Here is a 22,880-nt window from a genome sequence, read left to right on the forward strand (position 1 = left end):
TTCTTAAAATTAACTGCCGGCAAAAGGACTTCCGAAAATCCCGACAGCCAGTTCTGCCCACACCAAAAGCAACACGAGAAGGCACAAGGCGATGTAGAAAAACCGCTTCCCTGCACTTGGCATCTTTCTTAAAATATAATCGATGCAGAAAGCGGTAAAAAACAGTAAGCAACCCATGATGGCAAAGTCCGAAGCTGTCCACACGACTTCGTTTGTAAACTGCATGGCGATGAGCGGAACGCTTAACACTGCTGCTGGCACTGCGTAAATGAGCAGGGTTTGTTTCGTGGTTTTCATAAGGTAAATTTTAAATTATTATAAAGTTCTTTGAGATTCAAAGTTAATTTTCAAAAAAATATAGGATTAATTTCCCAAGAGTTTTTCCAGGCCCGCAAGATGTTCTGCAAAGGCTTTTCTGCCATTCTGTGTGACGCGGTATGATGTTTTGGGCTTTTTTCCCACAAACTCTTTTTTCACCTCAATATATTTCGATTTTTCCAACGCGGTGCTGTGGCTCGCCAAATTGCCGTCGGTAACCTCCAACAGATTTTTCATTTCCGTAAAATCAACCCAGTCGTTCACCATTAAAACGGACATAATGCCCAACCTGACGCGGCTTTCGAATTCTTTGTTGAGATTATTAATATTGATCATCTGAAAGTGAGACACAGAAATCTTTAGTTCCGCGTTATTTTTTTTGATTATTTATCCAAAGATATTTTTAAAATGTGTTTACCGGTACTTTTTATACATCATTAATCCATACACAATATGTAACACGCCAAAACCGAAGGCCCAAAAGACCAGGCCCCAACCCAAAAAGAAAAATGCGAGCAAACCCAAAATAATTTGGCAATAACCCAGATATTTCACATCGGTGAGCGTATATTTCTCGGCGTTGATTAACGCCAGCCCGTAAAAAATTAAAGTTGCCGGCGCAATTAAAACAAAAAGATGATGATAAAGCAAACCTAAACAAAACAATGCGCCCGTAAGCAAGGGCACTCCAAAATTAAAAAGCAGCCGCTGCGTGGTCTTGTCCCAAATTTTTAGGTTGTTCGCTTTACTTTTTCTGGCGGTAAAATAATATCCCGACAAGAGCGCCAACGCAAGAATCGCGAATCCGATAAGAGACAATTCTTTAACGAGACCTAGGGAAAAAACATTTCTGTTTCCCTCAAAATAACTGATGCCTTCCCGCTGAAAAACAAAATACACATAAACCGCCCCGGCCAGCGCCACCAAGCCGGCGAAAACTCCAGAAAGTCCGCTCAGGGAAATAAAGCGGGAACTTCTCTCCATCATGGAGCGAATATGCGAGAGGTCTTCGTGATAGTTTTTTGATTCCATAAAAAGAACTTTGAACTGCAAAGTTATAAATTAAATTGAATTAACAAAATAAAATTAAGCTCTGAAGCAAAAAAATTTTAAAAAATATATCTTTATAGTATTGTTTGCAAATCACAACGTTACTTTCGCAGATACTTATAAACTTCCTGTTCATGAAAATAAAAAACTATCTTCTCCCGTTCATTTGTTTCACCGTACCAAGCATGAATGCTCAAAATCTGACTTCCTATGTCAATCCTTTTGTCGGCACGAAAAACATGGGCCACACCTTTCCCGGCGCCACAACGCCGTTCGGAATGGTTCAGCTTTCTCCCGAAACGAATCAGGAACCTTATGCCATCGACGGAAAATACAATCCTGAAACGTACCGTTACTGTTCCGGTTATCAATACGAAGACGAAACGATTTTTGGATTTTCGCACACGCATTTCAGCGGAACGGGACATTCGGATCTGGGCGATTTTTTAGTGATGCCAACAGTAGGGGAACTCCGTTTAGAACCTGGAAAAGCTGAGGAACCAAAAGGCGGTTATCATTCTCAATTTTCGAAAGATACCGAAAAAGCAAGTCCGGGATTTTATGAAGTTTTTTTGAAGGATCATGGAATTAAAGCGGAACTCACCGCCACCGAACGCGTTGGTTTTCACAAATATACTTTTCCGAAATCTTCAGATTCGCATATTATTTTAGATCTGATGTCAAATATTTACAACTATGATTCTAAAAATGTCTGGACTTTTGTTCGGGTGGAAAACGATTCTACTGTAACCGGTTACCGCGAAACGACGGGTTGGGCCAGAACGCGAAAAGTATTTTTCGCCATGAAATTTTCTAAACCCTTTAAAAGTTACGGCAGAAAACGTTACGAGAAAGTAGAATACAACGGCTTTTACCGAAAATTCAACGAAAATGAAAATTTTCCGGAATTTGCAGGGAGACAGATCCGCGCGTACTTCGATTTCGACACGGCGGAAAATGAATCAATCCTTATTAAGTTCGCATTATCCGGCGTTTCTACGTCCGGCGCACTCAAAAACCTGGAAGCTGAAATTCCGGGTTGGGATTTTGAACAGGTTAAAAAGGAAAGTGCTGCCAAATGGGAAAAAGAACTGTCGAAAATTGAAGTTGAAACTCTCACGGAAAACGATAAAAGAACTTTTTACACGGCAATGTATCACACCATGATGTCGCCGGTGCTCTATCAGGATGTCGATGGAAAATACCTGGACATTGATCAGAACATTCACAACGCGAAAGATTTTACCAATTATACCATCTTTTCCCTGTGGGACACGTATCGTGCGCTTCATCCCCTGTACAACATCATTCAACCGAAAAGAAACAACGATTTCATCAAGTCCATGCTCTCGCATTCCCGGCACAGCGTTCATAAAGCTTTGCCGATTTGGAGTCATTATGCAAACGAAAACTGGTGCATGATCGGTTATCACGCGGTTTCAGTTTTAGCAGATGCTGTCGCAAAAAACACAACCGACGCAGATTTAAATAAAATGCTGGAAGCAAGCCGCACTTCTTCCAATTTGAAATATTATGATGGAATTGAAGATTATCTGAAGTACGGTTACGTTCCGGAAGATAAAAGCGATGCTTCCGTATCCAAAACTTTGGAATATGCTTATGACGACTGGTGTATTGCGCAACTGGCGAAAAAATCCGGCGATCTAAAAACGGAAGCGGAATATTTAAAACGCAGTGAAAGTTATAAAAACGTTTACAATCCAAAATCCGGATTTATGCATCCGAAACTTGCCGACGGAACTTTTAAAAAAGAATTCGATCCCATGGATACGCACGGACAGGGATTTATTGAAGGTAATGCTTTTAACTATGGCTTGTATGTTCCGCAAAATGTTCCCGAAATGATCAGAATGATGGGCGGAAAAGCAAAATTCTCCAAACATCTGGATGAAATTTTCACCACCGAAATTGCAGAAAAATATATCGAAAAAAACGAAGACATTACACGCGACGGAATTATCGGGAATTATGTTCACGGCAACGAACCGGGCCATCATATTCCTTACCTTTATAATTATACAAATGACGCGTGGAAAACGCAGGAGCGCGTCAGAAACATTATGCAGAAAATGTATTCGTCCGGCGTGGACGGACTTTGCGGAAACGATGATGCCGGACAAATGAGCGCGTGGTATATTTTTTCAGCGCTGGGATTTTATCCCGTTTTGCCGGGTTCCGACGAATATCAGTTCGGCTCGCCCAACGTAAAATCGGCGAAGATCAATTTAGAAAACGGCAAAATTTTAACCATCAAAACCCAAAACCAGGCGGAGAAAAATGTGTACGTTTCAAAAATAACGGTAAATGGGAAAGAAGTCAAAAATCACATTTTGAAGCATGCAGATATCGCGAATGGCGGCGAAATCGTTTTTATAATGAGCTCAAAACATTCAAAATAATATTTTAAAATAATTACCTTTGACCCTCAAATAAAACAATGCTGAACAATCTTCGTCATAAAATGGAAAGGCAATGGTTTGGCGTCCTCACACGCATGGGCGCAAAACTCGGCATCCCCGTGTCGAAACTGCGCGTCTTTTTCATCTACTCCACTTTCGCGACCGCCGGCGTTTTCTTTTTAATCTATTTGGGTCTTGCCTTTACCCTTTGGATCAAAGATATGTTTATTACGCGACGACCGAGTGTTTTCGATCTGTAGCTAAAAAATTTGGTTTTAACGGCTTAAAATTTGTTTGGAAGTTTCCATTAACACTTTGAAAAGCAATTCATGGAATATATTCAGGTGACCTCTTTCGATGATTTCGGCACAGCGGAAATCTTCAAATCCTATTGCGAGACTTTTCCCGAAGATGAAAGACGCAGCGAAGCGCAGTTCCGCAGTCTTTTGACGAACCCGAAAGCCAAAGTTTTTTCAGTTTTAAAGGACCTGAAAAATATTGGTTATCTCGTCTCCTGGGAACTCACGAACTTTGTATTTGTGGAGCATTTCGAAATTTTCTCTGAGTTCCGCAGTTTAAAGTACGGTTCGGAAATCATTGGCGACCTTTTTAAAAATTATTCCCACATCGTTTTGGAAGTTGAGCCCGAAAGTCAGGGTGAGGACGCCAAAAGAAGAATTGGATTTTACGAACGGAACGGCTTCCACATCATCGACGAAAATTACGTACAGCCGTGTTACGAGCATGGAAAAAACGATTTGGATCTTTGGCTTCTCGCGAACTGGGAACCTGATAATGTGCAGTTTGTGAAGGAAGAAATTTATGATGTTGTTTACTGTTTTTAAATATCTTTTTTATTTAGAAAATTTCTAATTTTTACTCACTTTTTTTTACTTAAAAAATCCCTGACGAAAGAAATAATCAATCAACTTCGTACTCGAGCTTGATGGTAATGCTTGCCTCCTTGTCTTTGGAGGAAGTATTAAAAGTTCCGCCGTAGGAATATTCTTCCGTCGAATTGGGCGCGGTAATCTGCGTGATTCCCATGGTGGCTTTTTTCAGATTCCCCAATTTTGCGCCGGCATTTTCTGCAATTTTTTCGGCACGCTGTTTCGCATCTTTTGTGGCGTCGGCGATCATTTGATGCTTCACGTCGGCGAGTTTGGTGTAGAAATAATTCGGGGGCGAGGACGTAAATTCGATGCCTAAATTGATGATTTCTGTAATATTTCTGGAAAGATTTTCCACCTTTGCGACATCTTTGCTGTCGATGGACACGGTTTGAGAAAGCTGATATCCAGCGAAAGTCTGCGTGCTTCGACCATTGGCATCGCTGCCGTAATTGAACTGTTTCTGAATATCCACTGCGGAAAAAACCATTTGGTTTTTCGGAATTCCTTTTGAAGTTAAATAGTTTTCGATGACTTTCTTATCGTTGGCCAATTCGTCGTAAGCGGATTTCAACTCAAAACTGTTTCGCGAAAAATTTCCGCTCCAGGCGATGAGATCCGATGTAAATTTATTCGTGCCCAAACCCGTGACGGAAATGGTATTGTCGGCTTTATTTCTGTTTTTAATGGCATTCCCGAGAAAAGCCAAACCGATGATAAATCCGGCGGCAGCAATGGCGATGGCGATGATATTTCTGTTCATAATTTTTTTTGTCTTTAAAAATTAAAGTTAAGTATTATTTTTTCTGTAGCTGAATTTTTTCCTGACGGCTTTCCTTTCGAATTGCCCTAAAGACCATATTTAAAATTCTAATATATCTTTAGTTCTAAAATTGACGCATCTATTTTCTACTTTTCTTTTTTGATGGTTCATTGGGCAGGTTTTTTCGATATGCCTCAATTTTCCGGTAGCACTCGCGCATAAAACGCGAAAGATCGTAAGAGGTGCAGTAGCCGCGAAACAAAATCTCCTTCCGGTCGAAGTTGCGAAAAATGTAATAAATGAAAGGCTGAATCTCCGACGGCGTTAATTTCAAATCTTCCAGAAAAAAAGATGGATGAATATTTGCCACCAGAAAGTTCATAAAATCAACGTCATCCCATTGGTTATCAATCTTACCAACAAAAAAACCAGAGCCGACCGGTTGCACAAATTCGCCTGGTTTTGCCGCCAGAACTTCCGGTGCAGAATCTGAACGGATGTATTTTGCGGTTTCCCCTTTTAGTTTTGCAGTAGGTTTTTTGTCTCCAACATTTTTAAGATCTTGGTCTAAAACACCTGTAGGAATATGCGATATTTCCACTTCTTCTATTTCTTCCGGCCGTCGTGTTAAAACAACATTGAAAACATTCTTGAAATCACTTTGATTTACTACTCTAAAATTTCTTTCAAAACCTTTCCGTACAAACCGCAATTCAGTTTCAGCCGCAGCTTTAATGCTGAATTTGCCGCCGGTATCGGTGTAGGCCTTTTCTCCCGTCTGCATATTAAAAACAATTACGGCAGGAAGCGTATTTTCATCTTCGTCGGTTACAACACCGGAGACGTTTTGAGACAAAAGAAAGGCTGAAAAGTTTAGAAATAAAAGAACAAAATACCGCCTCATCAAGATCCTACTTTATGCGTTTTAATATATTCCATGTAAGCCATTTTCATATCGGCAGTAATGGCGGCGACATCAAAATTTTTGCGGTATTTTTTGGCCAAAGAATAAGATTGGTCGACGTAAATCAGAAAGCGGTCGATCTCTTCTTCGTCAAAACCACGCGACGTGTAGAAACTTAAATCTAAAGTATTTTTTATTCGGCGGTAAAAATCCTGCGTTTCTGCATAATTGGCCGTCGTGAGCGGTGGATTCTTTATTTTTCCAAATAGTCCGGATAAAGCCGAGGCGATGCCGAGCATGTTAACCTGACCTGCATTCATGTTCGGATTTGCAAATGCCGAAGGTGTGCGCAGCTGCGGATAAACTTCGGTAGGCTTCGATTTCATATAGGACGTCATTGTTGAATTGAGCGCTACTACCCGCTTGGCAGGTTCCAGCGCTTTGATGTCTTTTTTTAAATTTCCCGTGGCCTGAAAAGCGAGCTGAACTTCGGGAATGAGATAAGGCGATTTAAGAAGCGCAACATTCAGCGGTTTGGAATAACTCTCCGCAGAAATTTTGATACTGTTTCGGTCGTAGCCACTTTTCACAAAGCGCAGTTCGTCGAATCTCCGTGCGGCGATCATGTAATTTCCGTCCTTATCCGTAAGGGTTTTTTCGTCGGTGCGTACGTTGAGGATAACGACGCCGGAGAGTTCGGTCCCGAAGTCCGAGGAAACCTTGCCGAAGATATACTCCTGCGCAGAGGCCAGCATTGAAAGTTGAAAAAAGAGAAGAAATAGTAGTTTTGTTTTCATACAGAATATTTGAGTAAATGTAATTTGTAATTGCAGCGCTTTCGCGCTTCTGGGTTTGAGTTTTTAAAATTTTAATTGACTTTAACGCGTTTTATGATTTTTTTGGAATTTTTGCTTTTTGATTTTGTTAAAATTTTCGATTCTCGTGGGAGATTTTTTCCGCAAATTCTTCGAAAGATTGTGGATTTTGGGAACCTTGTCAAGGTTGGATGGGGATTTGAATTTTGAAAATGCTCAGAAAGAACTGGGAGTTTGATATTGATCACAAAATTATGAAGAAGCGCGATCTGCGTAAGGGATTGAAGTGGAAATCCCGGAATGAAGCAAAGCGGAATGAGGAATTGCAACGGAAAGCCCGACCTGAAGGAGGAAACGGAGGCTCGTTTTAAGACGAGCCGTAATGACCGACTGAGGGTTACGCCCAAATTGAGTTGTTGAGTTATTGAGTGGTGGAGTTATTGAGTTGTTGAGCGCTTGAGTGGATGAGCGCTTGAGTGGATGAGTTGTTGAATGTTTCCTTTTGTGAATATGGTTGCGATTCTGTATCTTTGTGGTCTTACAAATTGGGGTTGACTGGTTTCGACAGCAAGATCAATGGGTAAGGTAGCATGCAGAGAACCGTGACGCGATCTCTTTAATCCCTTGTCACAAAATTTTAACTGGCGACCAAGAGTTTGCTCTTGCAGCTTAATCCGAATTACAGTAGGATTCAGCGCTTTCCCGAAGATAGTACGGAAGCAAGATGTCTCCCAAATGCTTCGTTCTGCGGCGTTTGATTTTGAGGCATAGCAATGCGGAAATAAGTCCCGAAAGACTTCGGTTCGGGATCGAAAACCAAAGAAGTTAAGTGGTAAATTGGGTGTCTGTGCTCTGTTTGCCATCGAAAATTAATTGCAGAATAAGCATGTAGAAGTCTTATGTGTTGCTTGTTTGGACGAGGGTTCGAATCCCTCCAACTCCACTTAAAACCCTGTAAATCAAATATTTACAGGGTTTTTTTTATGATAACAATACCATTTTTACTTTTTTATGAAGAGCGATATGGTTTCCTTCTACTGTAATGTTTTCCGGCAATCTTTACCCTAATTTTTACCTGATGACGCACTTCCAAAATTCTTATTTTTTGGAGAGATATTTGCATATTTATTAGGTCTTAAACTCTGCAAAGCGTACCATTTCTGTCTGTATAAATCAACTAAACATTCGCCGCAGAAACTCATCATAACTTCTTCAGTCGTTTCGATTGTTTTAATGGGATAGGCCCATTGCCAGCCCGTTTCGATATCGAGCCAAATCTTAAAAATAATTGAAGAACTCACTATAAAGAACCCTTCTCATGGAAAACAAAGATTTAATTCAGAAAAGTATCGATACCGTACGGGTATTGTCCGCCGATGCCGTTCAAAAAGCAAATTCGGGACATCCCGGCACACCCATGGCGCTCGCGCCGCTCGGCCATGTTTTATGGGCAGACACAATGCATTACAATCCAAAAAATCCCGACTGGCCTAACCGCGACCGTTTTGTCCTGTCCTGCGGCCACGCCTGTATGCTCCAGTACAGCTTCCTTTATCTTACCGGTTACGGAATTTCCCTGGACGACATCAAAAATTTCCGACAACTCCACAGCATTACCGCCGGTCATCCGGAATATGGTTTAACCCCCGGAATTGAAGTTACAACGGGTCCTTTAGGTCAGGGCTTCGCAAACGGCGTCGGAATGGCGATCGCACAGCAATATATGGCAGCGCGATACAACAAACCGGATTTTAATCTTTTTGATTATAAAATTTACGCCATCTGCAGTGACGGTGACATTATGGAAGGCGTCACCGCGGAAGCCGCTTCTCTCGCGGGACATCTGGGCTTGGGAAATATGATTTATTTTTACGACAGTAACAGCATTACGATAGAAGGCGATACCGACCTTGCGTTCGACGAAGATGTTTCGAAAAGGTTTGAAGCTTACGGTTGGCATGTTCAAAATTTGCCCGACATCAACGATCTCGATGCGCTTTCGGAAGCCATTAAAAATGCACAAAACGAAACCGACCGGCCGTCTCTCATCAAAGTTCGAAGCATTATCGGCTACGGAAGTCCAAACAAACACAACAGCGCCGACGCCCACGGTTCGCCTCTGGGAAAAGATGAGGTGCGATTGGTAAAAGAAAATTTCGGCTTCGATCGGGATAAGGATTTTGATGTTCCGGCAGAAGTTCTCGGTTATTACCATACTGTCGCGGAAAAATCAGCCAAGAATGAAAGCGACTGGAACGAACTCTACAAAAAGTATAAGGAAAGACATCCCGATCTTGCGAAAGAATATGAAACCATAACTTCCGGCAAACTGCCTGAAGGTTGGGAGGAAAAACTGCCCGTCTTCGAAGCCGGGGAGGAACTGGCGACCCGTAAAGCTTCCGGTAAAACTTTAAATGCTATTGCCGAATTTCTTCCACAACTCATTGGCGGTTCTGCTGATTTGGCACCTTCTACGGATACCAATCTCGAAGCGTATAAATCTTTCTCCCCCAAAAACCGGGAGGGCCGAAACTTTCATTTCGGCATCAGAGAACATGCCATGGGAGCCGTTCTTAACGGAATGGTGCTGAGTAATTACCTCATCCCGTACGGTGCAACGTTTTTAATTTTTTCTGACTATATGCGCCCGCCACTGCGCCTGGCTGCCATTATGAAAGTCCGGACAATTATGGTTTTCACGCACGACAGCATTGGTTTGGGCGAAGACGGCACAACGCATCAACCCGTTGAGCAGTTGATTGGACTGCGAGCCGTGCCCAATTTAACGGTCATCCGCCCCGCTGATGCCAATGAAACCGCACAGGCCTGGCGCGTCGCCATTAAACATACCGATGGACCCGTGGTAATTGCGTTGACGCGGCAGGGAATTCCCATCATCGATCAAAAGAAATATTCGGGTGCCCAAAACCTGGAAAAAGGCGCGTACATCCTGTCGGATTCAGAGGGAGAACCGCAAATTATTCTCATCGCGACAGGTTCGGAAGTTCATTTGATCTTAGAAGCGCAGGAAGAGTTAAAGAAGAGCAACATTCAGGCGCGCGTGGTAAGTATGCCGAGTTGGAATTTATTTGATAAACAGGACGACACCTATAAAGAAGAGGTTTTTCCCAAAAACATCCGGAAAAGATTAGCCGTAGAAGCCGGCTCGCCTGTCGGTTGGATGAAATATACGACCGATGACGGCGATGTTATTGGCATTAATCGATTCGGCGAATCGGCGCCTGGAGAAGAAGTGATGAAAGAATTTGGTTTTACCGTTGAAAATGTAGTGAAGCGCGCCAAAGCACTCCTTTCTTTAAAAGTTTAAATTCCGGTGAAATTAAATTTCATTTAAAACTTTTCAAACAAAAATAAAAATGTCCCAACAATCATTAAACACAATAGGCATCTGCGCAGATCACGGCGGTTTCGACCTGAAAGAAAAGATCAAATCTTTTTTAAAGGAAAATAACTTTGACGTCGTGGATTTTGGGGCTGAAACTTTAGATAATGCTGATGATTTTCCGGATTATGTGATTCCGCTCGCTAAAGCAGTGGCGTCGGAGGAAGTTTTTCGTGCAATTGCGATCTGCGGAAGCGGCGTCGGCGCGAGTATTGCAGCGAACAAGATCGCCGGCGTACGCGCAGCCTTGATCACCGAGCATTTTTCTGCACACCAGGGCGTGGAAGATGATGATATGAATTTAATCTGTCTCGGCGGCCGAATTACGGGATTTGCGAGCGCAGAAGAATTGGTTTTGGCTTTTTTGAATGCTAAATTTATCGGTGCCGAAAGACATCTGCGGCGCTTGCGAAAAATTCAGAACCTCGAAATAAGCTAGTGAAAAGTACGCAGCAGTGCTGCTCTTTTCAAATAAAATTTTAAAAATAAAAGAAAATGAATCCATTAAACGAAATACGACAACTTGATCAGAGCATTTGGCTCGATCTGCTCGACCGCGAAATAATGAACTCGGGCAAGCTTCAAAATTTAATCGATAACGACGACCTGCGCGGACTGACTTCAAACCCATCTATCTTTCAAAAAGCCATCAGCGGCAGTGAAGATTACGATGCAGACATCCTGAAATTATCCAAAGAAACAGATAATAATCCGGCTATTTTTCTGGATTTAGCCATCGCAGACATTCAACGGGCCGCGGATCTTTTCAAACCGGTCTACGACAAAACGGGCGGAAAAGATGGATTTGTGAGTCTGGAAGTTTCACCCTTCTTAGCGCGGGATACCGACGGTACGATCGAACAGGCGCGGGATCTTTGGAAAAGAGTGGACCGCAAAAATGTGATGATTAAAATCCCCGGAACCAAAGAAGGTTTAACGGCCATTCGGGAATGTTTGCGCGAAGGCATCAACATTAATGTTACGCTGCTCTTCGGACTTCCGCGCTATAAAGAGATCACGGAAGCTTATTTGGGCGGCCTCGAAGACCGGCTTAAAGATGGAAATTCGATTGAAAATATTTCTTCAGTTGCAAGTTTCTTCCTCAGCCGAATTGATGTAATGGTCGATCCGCTCCTCGAAGAAAAAGGCGCGCAAAATCTAAAAAGTAAGGTGGCCATCGCTTCTGCGAAAAAAGCCTATCAAATTTATCTTGAAATGATAGCAAGCGACCGCTTTAAGAAACTCGAAGAACAGGGCGCACAGCGCCAACGCGTGCTTTGGGCCAGTACGAGCACGAAAGATCCGGCGCTGAGTGATGTTTTATATGTAGAAAGTCTTATCGGAAAAGACACCATTAATACATTGCCTTTGGAAACCATCGATGCGTTTCGCGATAACGGGAAAGCAACGGATACATTAACCACAAATCTCGACGAAGCCGACCGAATCCTGGCAGAAGTGCAAGAAAAAGGTATCGATATGGACGAAATCACGCAGAAGCTGGAAAACGAGGGAATTGAGAAATTCAACGAAGCTTACGAAAAACTCCTCAAAAGTATCCGCGACCAAATCCGCGAAAAAGCTGACGAGAAATAAAAAAGCAGAAATTTATTTCACGGATATTTCCCAAAAAAGTATGCATTTGTAAATTTTAAACAGATATTAAAACAATGAAAGAAGAAAATAAAAGCGCCTTCGGAATGATCGGCCTCGGAACAATGGGTTCCAATCTCCTCCTCAATATTGTCGATAACGGATACACCTGTTCCGGTTACGACATCAGTCCTGATAAAGTTGTCGCGCTGAACCTGTTAAATCCGGACGCAATCCACGGCTTTACCGATATGAAAGAATTTGTGATGAGCCTGAATAGCCCGAAAATCGTGATGATGCTCGTGCCTGCGGGACCGATTGTCGACAGCGTAATTGAAGAATTATTGGCAGTTCTCGACAAAGGCGACATTATTATCGACGGTGGAAATTCCCACTTTGTGGATACCGACCGCCGCTTCAAATATTTAGAAGAAAAAGGATTTCATTTTATCGGCATGGGCGTGTCCGGCGGCGAAGAAGGCGCAAGAAAAGGTCCGAGCATGATGCCCGGCGGCGATAAAGATGCGTACAAAGTCGTCAAACCCATTCTAACAAAAATCGCGGCGCAGGTGAACGGCGACCCTACCGTTGCGTATATGGGCGAGCGTTCCGCGGGACATTTTGTGAAAATGGTGCATAACGGAATTGAATATGCTTTGATGCAGCTGATCTCAGAGACCTACGAAGTTTTAAAACATGGGCTGAAACTAAGCGACCCGGAAATGCACGAAGTTTACAAAAAATGGAACGACGGCCGTTTGCAGTCTTATCTGCTCGAAATTACACGCGATATTTTTGCCTTTAAAAATGATGGCGAAGATCATTTACTCTTAAACGATATTAAAGACGAAGCCAAAGCAAAAGGAACGGGAAAATGGACTTCGCAGGCTGCGATGGATCTTAATTTGCCAATCCCGATCATCGATATTTCCGTGTCGATGCGCGATCTTTCGAAGTATAAGGAGTTGCGGACCAAAGCTTCTGAAGTTTTTCCCAATGCAAAAGCAGAAAAGTATTCCGACGATAACGAAAAGTACATCGCGAGCATGGAAGAAGCCTTTTACTTTGCCATGGTTTCGGCCTACGCGCAGGGAATGCACTTGCTTTTCCGCGCGAACGAAGACTACAAATACAATCTTGACCTCGGCATGATTGCTAAAATCTGGCGGGGCGGCTGTATCATCCGTTCCGAATTCCTGGAAGATACTTACGCGGCGTATAAAAAGAATCCGGAACTTCAGCACTTGTTTTTGGATGATAAAATCCATAAAAGCCTTGTGAAAAGCATTCCGGGAATCCGCACTTTTGTATCCGATGTGGCAAAACACGGCATTGCCGCGCCGGCTTTCTCTGTTTCTTTAGGTTATTTTGATAATTTCAGGACGGAAAATATGCCTGCAAACCTCATTCAGGCACAACGCGACTTCTTTGGCGCACATACCTACGAACTTAAAGGCAAAAACGGCGTCTTTCACACCGACTGGGAAGCAGACAATATTTAAAATAATTGCTCGTCTTCAGATTTAAAATTTAAAAAATTATGACCAAAACATCCAATAAAGAAAACATTCCCGCCATTTTTATCATTTTCGGGGGCACGGGCGACCTGACGAAAAGAAAAATTATTCCTGCGCTTTATAACTTATTTCTGGACAACCAACTTCCCGAAAAATTTGCGATCATCGGAACGGGACGGAGCACGTTAACCGACACCAAATACCAAAACGCTCTGTTGGAAGGGATTAACGAATTTTCGCGCACGGGAAAAGCAGACAAAGAAAAATGGTCGACGTTTTCCGCCAATATTACTTATCAAATTGCGAATATTAAAGATGCCGCCGAATACAAAGAATTCGGTAAAAAAATCGAATCGTTGAAAAAAGAATGGAAGCAGATCCCCTCCGTCACTTACTACTGCGCGGTTTCGCCGAACTTTTTTTGCACGATCGCCGAGAACATCAATAAAAGTAAAATCGAAAACGATCCGGAGACGACGCGCATTATTATTGAAAAACCTTTCGGCCGCGATTTAGAAAGTGCCAGAGATCTCAATGCGAGGCTCCTCACGATTTTTAATGAAAATCAAATTTACCGTATCGATCATTATTTAGGCAAAGAGGTTGTGCAGAATGTAATGGCTTTCCGTTTCGCCAATTCGATCATGGAACCGCTTTGGAACCGCAATCACATCGAACACGTACAGATTTCCGTCACAGAACAGATCGGTGTGGAAGCGCGTGGCGATTATTTCGATAAAGCCGGAATTTTACGCGATATGATTCAGAATCATTTAATGCAGCTGCTCTGCATCATCACCATGGAACCGCCCATTAATTTTGAAGCGGATGAGGTGCGCGACCGAAAAGTTGATGTTTTAAAAGCCGTTCAAAAAATTCTTCCCGGCACAGTGGATACGATGTCGGCACGCGGCCAGTACGGTCCGGGCTGGGTTCAGGGGAAAGAGGTTTTGGGTTACCGCGAAGAAGAAGATGTGGATGCGAACTCGAATACAGAAACCTATGCAGCTTTGAAGTTTTACATCGATAACTGGCGCTGGCAAGGAGTTCCATTCTATTTTCGCACGGGAAAAAGGCTTTTTAAATCTGCCTCTGCGATTACGATCCAGTTTAAAGAAGTTCCGCACAATATTTTCAATAAAGGAGAAGGAAATGTTCCGAAACAGAACCGACTGGTTATCAGCATTCAGCCGGATATGGCCATCAGTTTTCAGCTGCAGAGCAAAACGCCGGGTCTGGACATGAGCCTGAATACCGTTGATATGGTTTTCGATTATGCCGGGAAAACGAAAGTAGATTCGCCCGAAGCTTATGAAACGCTTTTGCTCGATATTATTTCCGGCGACCAAACTTTATTTATGCGTGCAGATCAGGTGGAAACCGCATGGGAAGTCATTATGCCCGTGCTTGAATATTGGGAAAAGAACAGGATGTCCAACTTCCCGAACTATCCGGCAGATTCCTGGGGACCGGAAAATGCAGAAGCACTCATCGCGAAAGATGGTTTTCATTGGTTTAATCTTCCGGAAAAAAACAAAAGAACAGATGGATAATTTGAGGATTTTTACGGATGTGGATGCTTTGATGACCGCTTTAGCGGATTATATTTGCGATGTGGCGGATAACTCGATCCGGGAGCGCGGACGGTTTAATTTCGTGCTGTCGGGCGGCGGCTCGCCCAAAAGACTGTATGAATTACTGGCTTCTGAAGATTACAAAAACAGGATCGACTGGGATAAAACCTATTTTTTCTTTGGCGACGAAAGGTTTGTGCCGGAAAATGATGCGCAGCGGAATTCCGTGATGGCCGAAGACGCCCTGTTTAAACCATTAAAAATTAAAGCAGCACAAATCTTCGAAGTGGATACTTCCGGTTCTCCCGAAGAAGCGGCGCAGAAGTATGCCGAAACTATCGCGGCGCACTTTCAGGATCAACCTGTGGAATTTGATTTTAATCTTCTGGGACTTGGCGACAATTCGCACACAGCCTCATTGTTTCCCCATACGTCCATCTTAAAGGAAAGCGAAGCCACGGTGAAAGCGGTTTACGTGGAAGAAGTTGATATGTACCGCATTACCATGACGGCGCCTTTAATTAACCAGTCAAAACATATTACGTTCCTGGTTTTTGGTAAAGGCAAAGCCGAAGCAGTTTTTCGTGTTTTAGAAGATAAATCCGGCACTGCAAATGAATATCCTGCGCGTTTGATTACGACAGACGAGAAAAAAGTGACGTGGTTTCTGGAAGAAGCAGCGGCTTCTGACCTAAAGAGATAGGCAGAAAAGATTTTTGATGAATGTTTTAAGATCAACGAATACTTTAAAGCAATACGTTTTGAAACCATTCGGATCAATATATTTTTTACTCCACAATTCCCATGGCAGCGTAGTACGCCGCACCCATAAGCGCGGTTTTATCGTTGAGAACGATATGCACAGGAATCGTTTTTAATAAATGTTCCATCCGGCCGAAGCTGATAAAGTTAGTATAAAACTTGTCTTGGTCGATCAAGCCAAGAATTTTCGGTACAATTCCGCCGCCGATATAAATTCCGCCCGTCGCTTTTGCTTTCAGCGCAAGTTGTGCGGCTTCGATGCTGAGATATTTCAGGAAAAGCTGCATCGTTTCTTCGCAAACCGGATCTTTCTTTTCCAGAGCCGCCGCGGAGATGGCGATAGCAGGATCTTCTTTTTCAAATTCTTTCGTGAGCCAATTGGGTTCCTTTACATCACGAAATTTTCTTAAAAACTGATAAATATGATGAATTCCCTGGCCGGAAATCACCTGCTCCCAACTGACGTGCGTCATTTTTGTCTTTAAATATTTCAACAGTTCAATATCTACTTCATCGCTTGGGGAAAAGCTGCAATGTCCGCCTTCGGTCGCGTATGGTTGATACTTTGTACCGTCCCAAAACATTCCGGCCTCGCCGAGGCCTGTTCCGGGAGAAATAATGGCGGCGTTTCTTGCCCCACCCTCGCCTTCTTTCAGAATTTTTAAATCTTTTCCGTCCAGGGCAGACAAGCCGAAAGCGTTCGCTACGAGATCGTTGATGAGCAAAACTTTTTTATATCCAGCTGTTTTTCCAATTTTTTTGCATCTATTTCCCAGGCGAAATTTACGCCGCGAACTTTATCGCCTTCCACTGGCCCCGCCACGCCCAAACATGCACAGTCGATCGTAGAGGATTTATCGCCGTGAAACTCGCGGATGGCTTTTACAAAAGAATCGTGATCGCTGGTGGGATAAACCTGATCCTTAATGGAGACCAGTTTTTTATTTCGAATTTCGAAAAGGGCCAGATGCGTTTTCGTCCCGCCAACGTCTGCGGCTAAAACGGTTCCGGAAGTTGGTAACTTATTTTTGTCGCACGGATAGGCCATCGGTATTTCAGCATCGGAAATATCGGGCAAGGAAATGGGTTTAAAGTTTTCCATCGTAATTATCTTAGGGGAGATGTTAATTTTCGCAAGTTTAAAATCTGCAGATTCGGGAACGAACTTTCTACAAGGTGTTGTGCAGATTAACGCAATTTTCAAGTGCAAAGATACTGCCATGGACCACAAAAAATCCTCAACTATAAAATTGAGGATTTGAATTCTAATTAAAATATGTCTTAAAGTTGCGGACCGGCAGCCACCAATTTCTTGGCCTCGTCGTTGTTGCAATACTGCTCGAAGTTTTTGATGTAGCGCGCAGCCAGATCTTTGGCTTTTTCTTCCCATTCCGAAGCGTCGGCATACGTTGCTCGCGGATCTAAAATACCTTCCGAAACATTTGGCAGAGCCGTTGGAATTTCCAGGTTCATAATAGGAATGGTCGTCTTTTCGGCAGCATCAATAGAGCCATCGATAATCGCATCAATAATTGCGCGCGTATCCTTCAAGGAAATTCTTTTTCCGGTGCCATTCCAGCCCGTGTTAACGAGATAGGCTTTCGCACCGTGCTCTTTCATCTTCCCAATAAGCGTTTTCGAATACATTGTTGGGTGCAGCGTTAAGAAGGCTTCACCGAAGGCCGGAGAGAACGAAGGTTCGGGTTTTGTAATTCCTCTTTCAGTTCCGGCTAATTTTGAGGTATAGCCACACAGGAAATGATATTGCGCCTGATCTTCATTTAAAAGTGAAACCGGCGGCAAAACACCGAAGGCGTCGGCAGATAAATAAACTATTTTTTTCGCATGTCCCGCTTTTGAAGGCAAAACAATTTTGCTGATGTGGTAAATTGGATAAGAAACACGTGTATTTTCGGTGATGGAATTATCGGTGTAATCTGCTTTTCCGTTTTCGTTCACCACTACGTTTTCCAATAAAGAATCCCGGCGGATGGCTTTAAAAATGTCGGGTTCTTTTTCTTCGGAAAGGTCGATAACTTTTGCGTAACAGCCGCCTTCAAAATTAAACACACCATTGTTGTCCCAACCGTGCTCATCGTCACCTATTAAATATCTTTTTGGATCTGCAGAAAGTGTGGTTTTCCCTGTTCCGGACAGCCCGAAAAACAACGCAACATCGCCTTCTTCGCCCACGTTGGCAGAACAGTGCATGGAGGCCATACCTTTCAAAGGAAGATAATAATTCATTATGGCGAACATGCCTTTCTTCATTTCCCCACCGTACCACGTTCCACCGATGATTTGGATTCGCTGCGTGAGGTTGAACATAACAAAATTCTCGGAATTTAAACCCTGCTCTTTCCAGTTTGGATTGGTTGCTTTGGAACCGTTCATGACCATAAAATCCGGCTCGCCAAAGTTTTCGAGTTCATAATTGGACGGACGGATAAACATGTTTGTAACGAAATGCGCCTGCCACGCCACTTCCATAATAAATCTTACTTTAAGTCGGATATCCGGATTGGTACCACAAAATGCATCAACAACATATAATTTCTCCGAGGAAGACAGCTGTTTTAAAACTAAATTTTTGCAGTTATCAAAAATATCAGCAGTGGTTGGTAAATTTACTTTTCCGTCCCAGTGAATGGTATCTGCGCTTACATCATCTTTTACGATGAATCTGTCTTTTGGCGAACGGCCGGTAAAAATGCCTGTTTTTACAGAAACAGCACCTGACTCGGTAAGCATTCCTTTTTCGAAACCTTTGTTTTTGTCGGACATTTCCGCCTTAAAGAGTTCTTCATAAGATGGATTGTAAACCACTTCCTGGTAACCCGTAATTCCTAAATCATGTAATTGCTGAATAATTTTGATATTCTTCATAACGACTTTTTATTTTCTGATTTTTACTAAAAAACAAATCTAAACATTAATGTGTATTAATGATTGCTTAAAAATACTGATATTCGTCAGAATTACCAAGAAAATTAAAATTCGGCAAGGAGCTAGTTATGAGGAAATTAGGTCGTCCCAGGCAAAAAGTGTTAAAAAACCTTTGCCCCGAAAATACGCCTCAAAACCGGGAAATTTTCTGCTCAGCACAAAATCGCCGCCCCAAGCGCCGAGACTTTTAACGAAAACCGGGCAGTTTTCGAAATATTTTTCTTTCACCGTTTCGATTTTCAGAAACGAACTTAATTTCTTTTCGTGAAGCGTCATCAAACGCGAAAAATCTTCTAAATTATCGGTTTCGAAGATCTCTACTGTAAGGGCAGAAAATTCTGCGATGAGGTCCGACGATTTCTCCCGGCTTCTGTAAAGAGCGATGCCTTCACGGCTGTTTTGCTTTTGATTGAGATGGACAAAAATAAGGTCATCTTTAAAAGAAGGATCAAACTTAACGGTTTGCACGTTTCTATCCGTTTTTAAATTTCGGTAAAGCAGAGCCGATTTCTCTTTTGCCACGGCAATATCGTAACCGCTTCCGCCTAAACAGGCTTCGTTCAGGTCGAACGCATCAATACCGGCCCACTCTGCAATATTCGTCATTAAAGTCGAGCTGCTTCCAAGACCGAAATTGGCGGGAAACTGTAGATTGGTCGTGATGGAATAAGAAGAATTATTTTTGAACCGGACTTCCGAACGTTCTTTTACCCTCATCAAAACCTTTAAAATAAAAGTCGCAGCTTCGGGAAGATTGGCAGATATAAGGCTTCCTTTTTCATAATCGATCTCCGCATTTAACCAAGTTTGACCTTCGTGAAGCGCGGTCCAGTGGACACGAGACTGCCCGTCCATAATTTCTTCAAAAAAAAACTCCTGCCCCCATTTGGTGGGAATTGCAAGAGCTAAAGCGCCGTCGAGAACGACATATTCGGAGGTGAGCAACAATTTTCCGGGGGAAAAAATTTTACCCTTCATTTTTTTTAATTTGCAGATGAGACCATAACCTCGGCGTTGATTTTTTTAATCAAACCCTGTAATGTTTTTCCGGGTCCGACTTCGACGAAATGTGTTGCACCGTCTTTGATCATGTTTTGGACAGATTGTATCCATTTTACGGGTCCGGTTAGCTGTTTGATCAAATTTTTCTTGATCTCTTCCGGATCGGAAACTCCTGTTGTGGTTATATTTTGATAAACGGGAATAGTGGCATTGCGGAACTTTGTATTTTCGATGGCAGCGGCCAGCTTTTCCTGTGCAGGCTGCATCAACGGGGAATGAAAGGCTCCGTTTACAGGAAGCATTAAAGCTCTTTTTGCGCCGGCTTCTTTCATTTTTTCGCAGGCCATTTCTACAGCTGATGTTTCGCCCGAAATAACAAGTTGTCCGGGACAGTTGTAATTGGCAGGAACAACAATTCCGTCGATCTGAGAACAAATTTCTTCCACCTTTTCGTCGGCAAGTCCTAAAATAGCAGCCATGGAACTTGGATTGGCGTCACACGCCTCCTGCATGGCATTTGCACGCGCTGAAACCAATTTTAAGCCGTCATCAAAAGAAAGAACGCCATTGGCCACCAAGGCAGAAAACTCGCCAAGAGAATGTCCCGCGACCATTTCTGCGCCCTGCCCATTGAGGGTTTTCAGTACTGCAACGGAGTGGATAAATATAGAAGGCTGCGTAACTTCGGTTTTCTTTAAATCCTCATCAGTACCTTTAAACATAAGAGAAAGGATGTCGAAACCCAGAACTTCATTAGCAAACTGCATAAGGTCTTTAATGTCTTTGCGGGAGTTGTACAACTCTTCTCCCATGCCGACAAACTGCGAACCCTGCCCAGGAAATACAAGTGCTTTCATAATCGTTTTTTAGAAATATAATTTTTTGGAAGAATAAAAATCCTTCTTAATTTTTTGTCTTGAATAATGAGATTAATTTGAAGGAAGACATTTTAGTTCGGCACTAACCGCACGACTCTGTAACCCGTATTAACGTATGCGCCGTTCTTTGTTTTTTCAAATTCGAATTTGGTGGCTAACTGCGTTTGCACTTTGTTCATCTGTTTGAAGATCTCGCCTTTTTTATTTTCGCGACTGAGCATATCGTTTACCACATCAAACCCAATTACGGAATATTTTGAAGGTGTTTTACAATATTTGGTTTTATATTCTGCCAGAATTTCCTTTTCGAAGTCGCCCTCCGTATTAATTTTTCTGTCCATTAAATAAACCAGATTGGCCTGGCTCAGTTCATCTACTTTCTTCTCGAAAATAGGCGAATAATACATGCTAAAAGCTTTTACATTGGCAACTTCTTTCGATAAAGCGATCATTTTATTTCCAAAAGCCTCGCCAACCGAATCGTTATCATTAGCTAAAATGGCGATTACAGGCGCACTTTGGCCCGTCATCATATTTTGGTCTAACTGAATATCCGCCGGTGACTTCACTAAAACTACGACAGGATTTTTAAGGTCTTTTTCCAGCTTTGTTTTTAAAATGTTGGCTTTTGTTTGATCAGCATCCGCGACGATATAGATTTTTTGATCGGAATAGACATCTTTCACTTCCTTTGCGATGCGTTCGGCGTAAACCGATTCGTTGGTTTCGATAAGGATGAGATTCTCAAAGTTCAGCAAATCCGGCGTGTTTGCAAATGGAGCTACCACCGGAATTTTATTACCTTTTACATAATCGAGCACCTGCAAAACACTTGATTTGAAGAAGGGGCCGATAATAAGATCGGTATTATCTGCATTAATCTGCGTTAAAGAGTTTTTAAAACTGCCTTCATTACCCGCATCAATCACTTTTATGTCGAGTTTTTGACCTTTTTTCACGTTTCTTTCGATGGCTAGCTTTGCACCGGAAAGAAAGTCGAGCGACATGCTTCTATATTTCGAATCGTTCGTATCAAAACCAAAAGGTAACATCATGACTACATTCAGCGCATCGCCGGATTTTTTCACATAAGCTGCATCCAGTTTTTTAATTTTTAAAACCATGCCGGATTTTAATCCTGCGGAAAGACTGGGATTAAGCGTAAGAAGTTGGTCCAGATCGATACCAAACTTATTTAAAATCCCAAAAACGGTATCACCACTTTGCACCGTGTACGTTACATAATCATCAGCAACCGCAGTTGAAGTATAGGTATTCGCGGCGTCTGTCGAGGAAGTTGGTATTGCTTGCGGTTCAGTAGCAGAAACAGCGGCAGTTGTGGGTCCTTTTATTTTTATCGTTTCACCCGGCTGTAATCCTTTGGCTTCCAAACCAGGATTCATGGCAAAAAGCTCAGCTTGGGAGATATTGAACTTTCGGCTTAATTTGTAATAATTATCTTTAGGTTGAATTTCGTAAGAATCAGGATCAACGGCAGTTTTAACCGCGGTCGACTGGGCAACTTCGGTTTCCACAGCGTCTGTTTTTACTTCATTCACTGTTGCTGATGCAACCTGCGAACTGCCATATTTATTTAGATTTTCTAAGGGTAAAACCACTTCATCGCCAATTTTCATGTGCGAATCCAAATCCGGGTTTAAGCGGCGCAACTCTGTTTCGGAAATCTGATATTGTTTGGTGAGGCCATAAATCGTTTGTTTCGGCTGCAAAACAATTTTTCCCACTTGCGTAGAAGCGGCATTTTTTCCGGGAGTTGCTACGGTTTTTGAAGTTGAGGCTTTGGACGTTGTATTAATAACCAAAACATCTCCGATTGCCAGTTTTCCGTCTTTTGTTCGGGGATTAAGGCGGTACAATTCGTCCATGCTCATCCCATATTTCTTCGAAATATTGTAAGGATTATCACCCTTCACTACGGTATGCGTTTTTTGTGCGTATATGCCCGAGAACGCGATTAAACTGGATATTATGAAAAGTTTTTTGATCATCTTTTATGGAAAATATTTACAAAAATAGTGCTTTAA

20 protein-coding genes, 1 other RNA gene and 1 pseudogene are annotated in these 22,880 nt (G+C 42.5%); 10 read left to right on the top strand and 12 right to left on the bottom strand.

Annotated elements, in window-relative coordinates; translation table 11 throughout:
- Nucleotides 1-9: 9 nt before the first annotated feature.
- The 3 genes from L0B70_RS04325 to L0B70_RS04335 all read right to left on the bottom strand — a co-directional run bounded on the left by L0B70_RS04325 (nucleotide 10) and on the right by L0B70_RS04335 (nucleotide 1,350).
- Nucleotides 10-297 carry a hypothetical protein gene (locus L0B70_RS04325; RefSeq protein ID WP_235143066.1) on the bottom strand — a complete coding sequence of 96 codons (288 nt, stop codon included), beginning with the start codon at nucleotides 295-297 and terminating at the stop codon, nucleotides 10-12.
- Between the two features lie 66 nt (nucleotides 298-363).
- Nucleotides 364-654, bottom strand: coding sequence for a transcriptional regulator (locus L0B70_RS04330; protein WP_235143067.1), 291 nt, complete (start codon nucleotides 652-654; stop codon nucleotides 364-366).
- A 78-nt stretch (nucleotides 655-732) separates the two neighbouring features.
- A complete protein-coding gene (locus tag L0B70_RS04335; protein WP_235143068.1) occupies nucleotides 733-1,350 on the bottom strand; it encodes a hypothetical protein in 618 nt (205 codons plus the stop codon).
- Nucleotides 1,351-1,502: 152 nt separating this feature from the next.
- Between L0B70_RS04335 and L0B70_RS04340 the strand changes: the two genes are divergently transcribed.
- The 3 genes from L0B70_RS04340 to L0B70_RS04350 all read left to right on the top strand — a co-directional run bounded on the left by L0B70_RS04340 (nucleotide 1,503) and on the right by L0B70_RS04350 (nucleotide 4,633).
- Nucleotides 1,503-3,788: a GH92 family glycosyl hydrolase gene (locus L0B70_RS04340; RefSeq protein WP_235143069.1), complete on the top strand. Its 2,286-nt coding sequence runs from the start codon at nucleotides 1,503-1,505 to the stop codon at nucleotides 3,786-3,788.
- Nucleotides 3,789-3,826: 38 nt separating this feature from the next.
- Nucleotides 3,827-4,048 (top strand): PspC family transcriptional regulator, encoded by a 222-nt coding sequence (locus tag L0B70_RS04345; protein ID WP_235143070.1) that lies wholly within the window; start codon nucleotides 3,827-3,829, stop codon nucleotides 4,046-4,048.
- A gap of 69 nt (nucleotides 4,049-4,117) precedes the next feature.
- Complete coding sequence (locus L0B70_RS04350; RefSeq protein WP_235143071.1) at nucleotides 4,118-4,633, top strand: N-acetyltransferase; 516 nt, start codon at nucleotides 4,118-4,120, stop codon at nucleotides 4,631-4,633.
- Nucleotides 4,634-4,709: 76 nt separating this feature from the next.
- On the opposite strand, the gene L0B70_RS04355 is transcribed toward L0B70_RS04350, so the two are convergent.
- From L0B70_RS04355 to L0B70_RS04365, 3 genes are all read right to left on the bottom strand, one after another.
- On the bottom strand, nucleotides 4,710-5,441 hold the full coding sequence (locus L0B70_RS04355) for an SIMPL domain-containing protein (RefSeq protein WP_235143072.1): 732 nt from the start codon (nucleotides 5,439-5,441) through the stop codon (nucleotides 4,710-4,712).
- A gap of 139 nt (nucleotides 5,442-5,580) precedes the next feature.
- A complete protein-coding gene (locus L0B70_RS04360; RefSeq protein WP_235143073.1) occupies nucleotides 5,581-6,345 on the bottom strand; it encodes a carboxypeptidase-like regulatory domain-containing protein in 765 nt (254 codons plus the stop codon).
- Nucleotides 6,345-7,142, bottom strand: coding sequence for a hypothetical protein (locus L0B70_RS04365; protein ID WP_235143074.1), 798 nt, complete (start codon nucleotides 7,140-7,142; stop codon nucleotides 6,345-6,347). The genes L0B70_RS04360 and L0B70_RS04365 overlap by 1 nt, the downstream gene beginning before the upstream one ends.
- Nucleotides 7,143-7,707: 565 nt before the next feature.
- On the opposite strand from L0B70_RS04365, the gene ssrA reads away from it, so the two are divergent.
- Nucleotides 7,708-8,106, top strand: a transfer-messenger RNA (tmRNA) gene (ssrA, locus tag L0B70_RS04370).
- A 118-nt stretch (nucleotides 8,107-8,224) separates the two neighbouring features.
- Here ssrA and L0B70_RS04375 read toward each other — a convergent pair.
- Nucleotides 8,225-8,461: a hypothetical protein gene (locus L0B70_RS04375; protein WP_235143075.1), complete on the bottom strand. Its 237-nt coding sequence runs from the start codon at nucleotides 8,459-8,461 to the stop codon at nucleotides 8,225-8,227.
- 17 nt (nucleotides 8,462-8,478) lie between these two features.
- On the opposite strand from L0B70_RS04375, the gene tkt reads away from it, so the two are divergent.
- The 6 genes from tkt to pgl all read left to right on the top strand — a co-directional run bounded on the left by tkt (nucleotide 8,479) and on the right by pgl (nucleotide 15,950).
- On the top strand, nucleotides 8,479-10,488 hold the full coding sequence (gene tkt / locus L0B70_RS04380) for a transketolase (RefSeq protein WP_235143076.1): 2,010 nt from the start codon (nucleotides 8,479-8,481) through the stop codon (nucleotides 10,486-10,488).
- A gap of 49 nt (nucleotides 10,489-10,537) precedes the next feature.
- Complete coding sequence (locus tag L0B70_RS04385) at nucleotides 10,538-11,002, top strand: RpiB/LacA/LacB family sugar-phosphate isomerase (protein ID WP_235143077.1); 465 nt, start codon at nucleotides 10,538-10,540, stop codon at nucleotides 11,000-11,002.
- Between the two features lie 56 nt (nucleotides 11,003-11,058).
- Complete coding sequence (tal, locus tag L0B70_RS04390; RefSeq protein WP_235143078.1) at nucleotides 11,059-12,159, top strand: transaldolase; 1,101 nt, start codon at nucleotides 11,059-11,061, stop codon at nucleotides 12,157-12,159.
- Between the two features lie 74 nt (nucleotides 12,160-12,233).
- Nucleotides 12,234-13,658 (top strand): NADP-dependent phosphogluconate dehydrogenase, encoded by a 1,425-nt coding sequence (gndA, locus tag L0B70_RS04395; protein WP_235143079.1) that lies wholly within the window; start codon nucleotides 12,234-12,236, stop codon nucleotides 13,656-13,658.
- A gap of 38 nt (nucleotides 13,659-13,696) precedes the next feature.
- Complete coding sequence (zwf, locus tag L0B70_RS04400; protein WP_235143080.1) at nucleotides 13,697-15,226, top strand: glucose-6-phosphate dehydrogenase; 1,530 nt, start codon at nucleotides 13,697-13,699, stop codon at nucleotides 15,224-15,226.
- Nucleotides 15,219-15,950, top strand: a complete 732-nt coding sequence (gene pgl / locus L0B70_RS04405; protein WP_235143081.1) for a 6-phosphogluconolactonase — start codon at nucleotides 15,219-15,221, stop codon at nucleotides 15,948-15,950. The genes zwf and pgl overlap by 8 nt, the downstream gene beginning before the upstream one ends.
- Nucleotides 15,951-16,035: 85 nt before the next feature.
- Here the strand turns inward: pgl and glk are convergent.
- From glk to L0B70_RS04435, 5 genes and pseudogenes are all read right to left on the bottom strand, one after another.
- Nucleotides 16,036-17,399 (bottom strand): annotated as a pseudogene (glk, locus tag L0B70_RS13520) (glucokinase).
- On the bottom strand, nucleotides 17,291-18,895 hold the full coding sequence (pckA, locus tag L0B70_RS04420) for a phosphoenolpyruvate carboxykinase (ATP) (protein WP_235143084.1): 1,605 nt from the start codon (nucleotides 18,893-18,895) through the stop codon (nucleotides 17,291-17,293). Before pckA ends, glk begins: the two are co-directional and overlap by 109 nt.
- A gap of 126 nt (nucleotides 18,896-19,021) precedes the next feature.
- On the bottom strand, nucleotides 19,022-19,933 hold the full coding sequence (locus tag L0B70_RS04425; RefSeq protein WP_235143085.1) for a GYDIA family GHMP kinase: 912 nt from the start codon (nucleotides 19,931-19,933) through the stop codon (nucleotides 19,022-19,024).
- Between the two features lie 5 nt (nucleotides 19,934-19,938).
- Nucleotides 19,939-20,814, bottom strand: coding sequence for an ACP S-malonyltransferase (gene fabD, locus L0B70_RS04430; protein ID WP_235143086.1), 876 nt, complete (start codon nucleotides 20,812-20,814; stop codon nucleotides 19,939-19,941).
- A gap of 92 nt (nucleotides 20,815-20,906) precedes the next feature.
- Entirely contained in the window at nucleotides 20,907-22,844 is a 1,938-nt protein-coding gene (locus L0B70_RS04435) for a LysM peptidoglycan-binding domain-containing protein (RefSeq protein ID WP_235143087.1), read from the bottom strand.
- Nucleotides 22,845-22,880 lie beyond the last annotated feature (36 nt).

It is taken from the genome of Kaistella sp. 97-N-M2 (assembly GCF_021513235.1).
Classification (GTDB): domain Bacteria; phylum Bacteroidota; class Bacteroidia; order Flavobacteriales; family Weeksellaceae; genus Kaistella.

Bases quoted from the DNA above. Each gene is read 5' to 3' on its own strand.
- pckA (WP_235143084.1), bottom strand. From the start codon at position 18,895: ATGAAGAATATCAAAATTATTCAGCAATTACATGATTTAGGAATTACG.
- L0B70_RS04335 (WP_235143068.1), bottom strand. From the start codon at position 1,350: ATGGAATCAAAAAACTATCACGAAGACCTCTCGCATATTCGCTCCATG.
- L0B70_RS04325 (WP_235143066.1), bottom strand. From the start codon at position 297: ATGAAAACCACGAAACAAACCCTGCTCATTTACGCAGTGCCAGCAGCA.
- L0B70_RS04345 (WP_235143070.1), top strand. From the start codon at position 3,827: ATGCTGAACAATCTTCGTCATAAAATGGAAAGGCAATGGTTTGGCGTC.
- L0B70_RS04330 (WP_235143067.1), bottom strand. From the start codon at position 654: ATGATCAATATTAATAATCTCAACAAAGAATTCGAAAGCCGCGTCAGG.
- tkt (WP_235143076.1), top strand. From the start codon at position 8,479: ATGGAAAACAAAGATTTAATTCAGAAAAGTATCGATACCGTACGGGTA.
- L0B70_RS04385 (WP_235143077.1), top strand. From the start codon at position 10,538: ATGTCCCAACAATCATTAAACACAATAGGCATCTGCGCAGATCACGGC.
- L0B70_RS04360 (WP_235143073.1), bottom strand. From the start codon at position 6,345: ATGAGGCGGTATTTTGTTCTTTTATTTCTAAACTTTTCAGCCTTTCTT.
- L0B70_RS04340 (WP_235143069.1), top strand. From the start codon at position 1,503: ATGAAAATAAAAAACTATCTTCTCCCGTTCATTTGTTTCACCGTACCA.
- gndA (WP_235143079.1), top strand. From the start codon at position 12,234: ATGAAAGAAGAAAATAAAAGCGCCTTCGGAATGATCGGCCTCGGAACA.
- zwf (WP_235143080.1), top strand. From the start codon at position 13,697: ATGACCAAAACATCCAATAAAGAAAACATTCCCGCCATTTTTATCATT.
- L0B70_RS04365 (WP_235143074.1), bottom strand. From the start codon at position 7,142: ATGAAAACAAAACTACTATTTCTTCTCTTTTTTCAACTTTCAATGCTG.
- tal (WP_235143078.1), top strand. From the start codon at position 11,059: ATGAATCCATTAAACGAAATACGACAACTTGATCAGAGCATTTGGCTC.
- L0B70_RS04355 (WP_235143072.1), bottom strand. From the start codon at position 5,441: ATGAACAGAAATATCATCGCCATCGCCATTGCTGCCGCCGGATTTATC.
- L0B70_RS04425 (WP_235143085.1), bottom strand. From the start codon at position 19,933: ATGAAGGGTAAAATTTTTTCCCCCGGAAAATTGTTGCTCACCTCCGAA.
- L0B70_RS04350 (WP_235143071.1), top strand. From the start codon at position 4,118: ATGGAATATATTCAGGTGACCTCTTTCGATGATTTCGGCACAGCGGAA.
- fabD (WP_235143086.1), bottom strand. From the start codon at position 20,814: ATGAAAGCACTTGTATTTCCTGGGCAGGGTTCGCAGTTTGTCGGCATG.
- L0B70_RS04435 (WP_235143087.1), bottom strand. From the start codon at position 22,844: ATGATCAAAAAACTTTTCATAATATCCAGTTTAATCGCGTTCTCGGGC.
- pgl (WP_235143081.1), top strand. From the start codon at position 15,219: ATGGATAATTTGAGGATTTTTACGGATGTGGATGCTTTGATGACCGCT.